Source organism: Nitrosophilus sp. (assembly GCF_982775275.1).
Window position 1 is genome coordinate 1 of record NZ_CEXZHP010000079.1, and the last position, 6,701, is coordinate 6,701.

Annotated in this window: 7 protein-coding genes and 2 pseudogenes; 3 read left to right on the plus strand and 6 right to left on the minus strand. The window is 32.2% G+C overall.

Annotation, left to right across the window (positions count from 1 at the left end):
• Both AC30RD_RS05120 and AC30RD_RS05125 read left to right on the plus strand, forming a co-directional pair.
• A pseudogene (locus AC30RD_RS05120) lies at positions 1-348 on the plus strand (radical SAM protein); the annotation flags it as partial.
• Positions 349-351: 3 nt separating this feature from the next.
• Positions 352-900: a hypothetical protein gene (locus tag AC30RD_RS05125; RefSeq protein WP_489493237.1), complete on the plus strand. Its 549-nt coding sequence runs from the start codon at positions 352-354 to the stop codon at positions 898-900.
• 23 nt (positions 901-923) lie between these two features.
• Here AC30RD_RS05125 and AC30RD_RS05130 read toward each other — a convergent pair whose 3' ends face one another.
• Both AC30RD_RS05130 and nadX read right to left on the minus strand, forming a co-directional pair.
• Complete coding sequence (locus AC30RD_RS05130) at positions 924-1,379, minus strand: heme-binding domain-containing protein (protein ID WP_489493238.1); 456 nt, start codon at positions 1,377-1,379, stop codon at positions 924-926.
• A gap of 290 nt (positions 1,380-1,669) precedes the next feature.
• A complete protein-coding gene (gene nadX, locus AC30RD_RS05135; protein WP_489493239.1) occupies positions 1,670-2,422 on the minus strand; it encodes an aspartate dehydrogenase in 753 nt (250 codons plus the stop codon).
• Positions 2,423-2,465: 43 nt separating this feature from the next.
• Between nadX and AC30RD_RS05140 the strand changes: the two genes are divergently transcribed.
• Entirely contained in the window at positions 2,466-2,807 is a 342-nt protein-coding gene (locus AC30RD_RS05140) for a hypothetical protein (RefSeq protein WP_489493240.1), read from the plus strand.
• Between the two features lie 21 nt (positions 2,808-2,828).
• Here AC30RD_RS05140 and AC30RD_RS05145 read toward each other — a convergent pair whose 3' ends face one another.
• The 4 genes and pseudogenes from AC30RD_RS05145 to AC30RD_RS05160 form a co-directional block, all read right to left on the minus strand.
• Positions 2,829-3,515, minus strand: coding sequence for an SDR family NAD(P)-dependent oxidoreductase (locus AC30RD_RS05145; RefSeq protein WP_489493241.1), 687 nt, complete (start codon positions 3,513-3,515; stop codon positions 2,829-2,831).
• Positions 3,516-3,524: 9 nt separating this feature from the next.
• Positions 3,525-4,340: pseudogene (gene ppk2, locus AC30RD_RS05150) on the minus strand (polyphosphate kinase 2).
• 79 nt (positions 4,341-4,419) lie between these two features.
• Complete coding sequence (rgy, locus tag AC30RD_RS05155; RefSeq protein ID WP_489493242.1) at positions 4,420-6,516, minus strand: reverse gyrase; 2,097 nt, start codon at positions 6,514-6,516, stop codon at positions 4,420-4,422.
• The coding region (locus AC30RD_RS05160) for a DNA-3-methyladenine glycosylase I (RefSeq protein ID WP_489493243.1) at positions 6,513-6,701 on the minus strand (189 nt) is incomplete at its 5' end. The genes rgy and AC30RD_RS05160, both read right to left, overlap by 4 nt.

A 6,701-nucleotide genomic window follows, 5' to 3' on the forward strand; every position in this document is an offset into this window, starting at 1 on the left:
AACGATAGCGATCAAGAACTAAGAGATATCGCCAAATTTCAAGCCGATATCGACCCAAATATGCCTTGGCATATTTCAAGATTCCATCCAGATTATAAAATGTTAGATCGCCCGCCAACACCTATAGAGACTCTTCAAAGAGCTTACGAGATAGGAAAAGAGGAGGGGTTAAATTTTATTTATGTAGGTAATTATCCAGATGAAGATAGAGAATCCACATACTGTCCAAAATGCGGATTTAAAGTAATCGATAGATACGGTTATATTGGCGAAATTGTTCATAACCATTTAACTGAAGATGGAAAATGTCCAAAATGCAACACCCAAATACCTGGAGTATGGAAATAGATAATGAATCCAAATATGTTTGAAAGAGAAAATCTATTAAAACTTTACAACTATTCAAAAAGGGCGGGAGCCTCTCTTTCTTTGCTTGGAGCTGCTTTTATTTTGCTAAATGTTATTTTCCCAAATATTAGAATCGATTTTTTTGTAGGTTCTTTGCTTTTTTTGGCTTCTATTGTTTTAGCATATATCTTATATAGTTATTATTACGAAAATAGATTATCATTTTTGCAAGTTATCGTTCCTTTTATTTCAGGGGGTGTATTTTTGATTTTACCCCTAAAGCATGATTTAGCTATTTTGGTGACTATCGTTTTTTATCTTTTTTTAGACGGCTTTATCAAAGCGGCAATCGGAGTGTCTTATCGCCCCCTCAAAAAATGGAGGCTTATTGTTTATAGCGGTGCTTTTTCTATTTTATTGGCTATGTTTATAGTATTTGGCTGGCCTCTAACAAACTATTGGCTTTTAAAATTGATAGTGTGTTTAAACATATTTTTTGACGGTATAATGTTTTTTAATTTCTCTTTCGGGATTGAAGAAGAGCTAAGGTAGAAGTTAAAACTTCCACCTTCAAACTATCTTATCTCGACTTTTATATACCCTTTATTATCGCTTGCCCAATCTCTAACAATCTTTTTATCTTTATCTATTAATTTTGCTTTTGGATTTAGCCACAAATACTGAGGCAAAGGCATAGCAAGATTTACGCTTCTAAATATCGCTTTTTTGAGTTTTTCTTTTTTTTCTTTATCATATTTTTCCCAAATAGAAAAATTTAAAGCTTTTCTTCCCTCTACAACATCTCTTCTAACAACCCACTTCATAGGCGCGATATCAGCATACCAAGGCCATTTTGTCTCATAAGAATGACAATCATAACAACTTCTTCTAAAAATTTCTTTTAATTCCTTTGAAACCTTTATCTCCTTACTAATATCAAATTTTGGATTTGATTTTTCATAAGAGGGTATAAATTGAAAAATCGCAAATATTACAATTAAAACAACTAAATATGTCAAAAATCCTCTCATTTTACCTCCCCTATAAACTTAAATCCAAGCCACCTTTTTATACACACTTTCAAATAAAAACCCGCTTATATTAATTGAACCCTCTGAAAAATTACAAATTGAGCGAAAGCTTTGCAATTTTAATTTGAAAATTTTATGTTCGCTGTTAAGCGAAAAAAGTGCACTTAACCCCGAAGGGGCGCTATTGCGTTTGCACTTTTTAATAAAATTTTCAAATGTTGCGTTAGCAAAAATTGCATCTGACTTGAGCGAAATTTAGTAATTTTTCAAAGCACTCAATTATTTTTTATTTAAGTTCCTATTATAAAATTTTTATCCACCCCTTTTAACAAAGCGACAACGCTTAAAGCGGCCAAAAAACTTGTTTTTGGATTTTTTGGACTTGGAATATTGTCTATTTTGATAAAACAACTTCCAAAAGCGCCCTCAAGATAGACTTCGTGTATATTATCATTAACCTCTGGATCACAATAAATCTCAACATCTGCGTCAACTTGGGTTGCAAGAGAGAGTGTCACCGTAACATTTGTCTGTTTTGGATAAAGTTTTATACATTCGCTTGCTTTTCCTTTAAATATTAGCTTTTTTTCATTTTTTAAACCAAACTCTTTTGGATTTTTTATACTTTTTATTAAAACTTTTTTATTAGTTAAAAAAGAGAGGACCTTTGCGTTATCCACACCAAAAAGGGCTCCACTTGGCACTCTAATAAATCTATTTTTCTCTTTTGCTATTTTTATCAATCTTTTTCTAAACTCTTCATCCATCAAAGCCCCGCTACTTAAGATTATGATATTTTTACCCTCATTTAAAATTCTTTCTCCATAAGTTTTTACCGCTTCATATGATGCTATCTCCAAAACAGTATCAAAATCCTTTTTTATAAACTCTTCAAAACTCTCACAAGCTTTGGCTTCAAATTTTTCGGCAAGTTTTTTAGACTTTTTTAAATTTTTATCATAAAGGGCAACCACATCAACTCCCAAATCATACTCGCTAATAATCGATGCTATATTGCCGCATCCTAAAATTCCGACTTTCAAAATCGACTCCTAATTTATGATATACTATTTAAAAGGAGAATAAATGAAAAAAATAGTTTTACTTATTATATCTATATTTTTATTTGCAAACGAACCAAAAGTTATAAACGTTAAAGTAGATAGAACAAATAATAGTTACAATTTTCATGTAACTATCAAACATAATGATCTCTCAAATGAGCATTATGTAAACAGATGGGAAATAGTTGATGAAAAAGGAAACATATTGGCAATTAGAATACTTTTTCATCCACATATCAAGGAACAACCATTTACAAGAAGCTTATATAAAATCGATCTTCCCTCAAATATGAAAAAAGTTTATATTAGAGCCCACGACATAGTTCACGGCTACTCTAAAAAATATGAAGTAATTTTGCCGTAAAATAGAGGCAAATAGCCTCTTTTATAAATTCCTAATATCGATATACTCGCCGCTTGGATATTCAAGTAGATTTTTAAAATTATCTATCAATAATCTTGCGGCATCTTCTGGGGCTAACCTAGCAGAATCTTTCAATCTTTTTACAGTTGGAAATCTCTCTTCATCGCTATATTTTAAAATCTTCTCCATCATAGGAGTATCTATAAGCCCCGGAGCCAAAGAGGTTAGATGAGTGTTTGGCATCTCGTTTGAATAGAGCTTTATTAGCATATTAAGTGCTGCTTTACTTAAAGAGTATGCGTTCCACCCTCTAGCCCCGCTAACACTTGCACCGCTACTTATAGCAACTATCTGTTTTACCGCAACACCTTTTAAAAAATCAAGAATTACTTTATTTGCCCAAACATTCAAATTCATAACACTTTGGATCTCATGCAAGGAGGTTTCGCTCATATCTTTTAACTCACCGACTATTGCCGCATTTAATATGGCAATATCCAAATCGCACTCCCCAAGAAGATTATTTAAAGCATCTTTTATATCTTCAACGGCAAAAAGATTGAGCTTATAAAAATTTAATTTATCATATTTTTCTAAACTTTTTGGAAGATGGCGACTTAGCGCAAAAACCTCCTCACCAGCCTCCAAATACTCTTTTGCAAGGGCCTCTCCAAGTCCGCTGCCTATTCCGGTTATAAAAATTTTCATAGTTTCTCCTTATGCGTCTATCTGGATATTTCTTCTATGATATCTTTGAACAATATCTGGATCTGGATGTAAAGATACTTTGGCTTTCTCTTTTTTCTCATAAGGAATTTGAGATAAAACATATCTAATAGACTCAAGTCTTGCCAATTTTTTATTGTTTGAATTAACAATAATCCATGGACTATAGGATGTATGGGTTCTTGAAAACATCTCCTCTTTATAGTATGTTATCTCATCCCAAAGCTCTTGAGCCTTCAAATCTACAGGACTTAATTTCCATTGTTTTAAAAGGGTTTTTCATCCTCTCCTCAAAACGCCTCTTTTGAGTCTCTTTGGATATAGAAAACCAAAATTTTATCAACATTATTCCATCGTCAATAAGAGCGTGCTCAATTTCTGGAACCTCTTTCATAAATTTTTCATACTGCTCTTTTGTGCAAAATCCATACACTGGCTCAACAATAGCTCTGTTGTACCAGCTTCTATCAAAAAAAGCTATCTCTCCTGGATTTGGAAGATGCTGAAAATATCTTTGAAAATAGAACTGCCCTTTTTCTACTTCCGTAGGAGCTGGAAGGGCAACAACTCTATATTTTCTTGGATTTAAATGCATGGTAAATCTTTTATAGCACCACCTTTTCCCGCAGCATCCCTTCCTTCAAAAATTATCATAACCCTTTTTTTATTTTCATAGATCCAGTTTTGCATCTTAATCAACTCTATTTGTAATTTTGTAAGCTCCTCTTCATACTCAACCTCTCTTATAGCTTTTGATATCTTTTTTTTCTTAACAAGCATCTTTAAGCCTGTTTTTGTCTTGAGCATACCTATCTTTTTTTCTAAATTCTCTAACCTCTCTTTAAGTTGAGGTTCACTGATTCTCTCTTTTAAAAAATATAGATCCTCATATAAGGTTTTCATCTATCTCCTTTTTTATCTTCATATAAAGTTCGTTCAAAATAGCCTGATAATCCGCCTCTTTTTTTTCTACTTTATCCAAAAGCTCTTCAAGCTCTTTTGTATATTTTTCATTAACGAATTTATAAATATTTTCATCTTTTTTTAACGCCTCATATACCATTTTCCCAAGATTTGTAGCAAATATCTTGCCCTTTTTTTGAAAAATATATCTTCTTTCAAAAAGTTTATGTATTATAATCGCATATGTAGAAGGCCTTCCTATCCCTTTTTCTTTCATTTTAGCAACAAGAGTGGCAAAAGTATATCTTGGAATTTTGCTTTTTATTATTTTTGTTTTTTTATCTATTTTATACTCTTTCTCTTCTAAATCATACACCTTAATCGGTAAAATTTTATTAAATCCATCTTTTTCAATCTCTTTAATAAAAGTAATTTTGCTGCTCTTTCCTAAAGCGATAGCCTTTGCGTCAACTTTTTTTACTACGCATTCTCTCATTTGAGAGGCGATAAACTCTTTAAATATCAAATCATAAAGCAAAAGATGGTTTTTTGTTAGATTTTTTTGATTGTTTAAAGATAGATACTCTCTTAACTCCTCCGCATCCATCGGCTTTGTAGGTCTAATACACTCATGAGCGCCCTCTTTGGACTTAAAACTTCTTAGTTTAAAATACTCTTTAGAAAATTTTGAGATAATATACTCTTTTGCCACATTTATCCCAACATTTGAAACTCTTATGGAATCTGTCCTATGATAAGTGATAAATCCCGCTTCAAAAAGATCTTGAGCCAACTGCATAGTGTATTTTGGAGAAAATTTTAACTCTTCTGAAGCGCTAAATAACATCGTGTCTGTGGAAAAGGGCGTTTTGTATAAAGTTGCGCTGTAAATTTTTTCAAACTTTATTAAAACTTTATCTATATTTTCATAAAAACTATTTTGTTCGCTCTTATCAACTATAAAATCTATATCTAAAGAATCTATATAAACTCTAACGATATACTCTTTATCCTTTACCTCATCTTCTCTTTTTACTATCCACTCCAAAACGGCACTTTGCACTCTTCCGGCACTTAAATTTTTTCTATTAAACTCTTTTTGAAGATATTTTGATATCTCAAATCCTATCCACCTATCGGCAACTCTCCTTAGAAGTTGCGCTTTAACCAAATCCTCATCTATCTCTCTTGGCTTATCTAATGCCTCATCTATGGCTCTTTTTGTTACTTCGTGAAACTCGGCTCTTTTTATATTTTTGTTGAAAACTTTTGAGTTTAAATATATATCAAACCCTATCTTTTCTCCTTCAATATCTGGATCTGTAGCTATAAAAATCTCACTATTTTCAAGATCAAGCTCTTTTATCACATCAATTATCGCTTCTTTACTCTCATCTATCAACTCAAAAATCTCGACAAATTTATCCTCTTTTTTAACCCCGTAAAACCCCTCTTCTTTATTCAAATCAAATATATGCCCTTTTGAAGCGGTTATGTTCAATATCCGCTGCTTTGTTGCTATTTCATAAATTTGGATGTTTTCAATTACTCTTTTTATCGGCTTTCCATAAAAAGAAGCTATTGTTTTGGCTTTATTTGGGGATTCGACTATTAAAAAAGTGCTTTTAAAAAAATCTTTGCTTTCCTTAAAGGTTCCCTCTAATGCCTCTTTTACCCTTTTTCTATCCTCGTCTATCTCTTTTAGGATTTCATCTAATTTATCTTTTTGAAACTCTTCAAACTCTATCTCATCACTAAACCATCTTGCTTTTTTCTTTAAGGAGTTAAAAGCCTTTTCATCATCTACCAATACAAGAGAAAGCCCCTTTGTAAGACCTCCTATATAGAGTCTGCTAACTCTTCCGCTTGCTTGTATGTAGCCTGTGATGTCAGCAGTTATTACAAAAAAATTATCATTTTCTTTTATCAAAGATATTTGCGGTGAATTATTGATTTTTTCTATAACCTTTTCATCCAATAGCTCTTTTATAGACTCATATATTTTCAAAACTCTCTCTTTTGCTTTATCCTTTAGCTCTTTTACATAAAAAACAACATGACCCAGGTAATGGGCTTTCATGATGATAATTCCTTATAACGAAAACAATCGGTTGTATGGTCATTCACCATGCCGGTTGCCTGCATAAATGCATAGCAAATGGTGGACCCAATAAATTTAAAACCACGCTTTTTCAGATCTTTGCTCATGGCCGTGGATTCCGATGTGGATGCGGGAAGTTCAGATATTTTACTAAATCTGTTTTG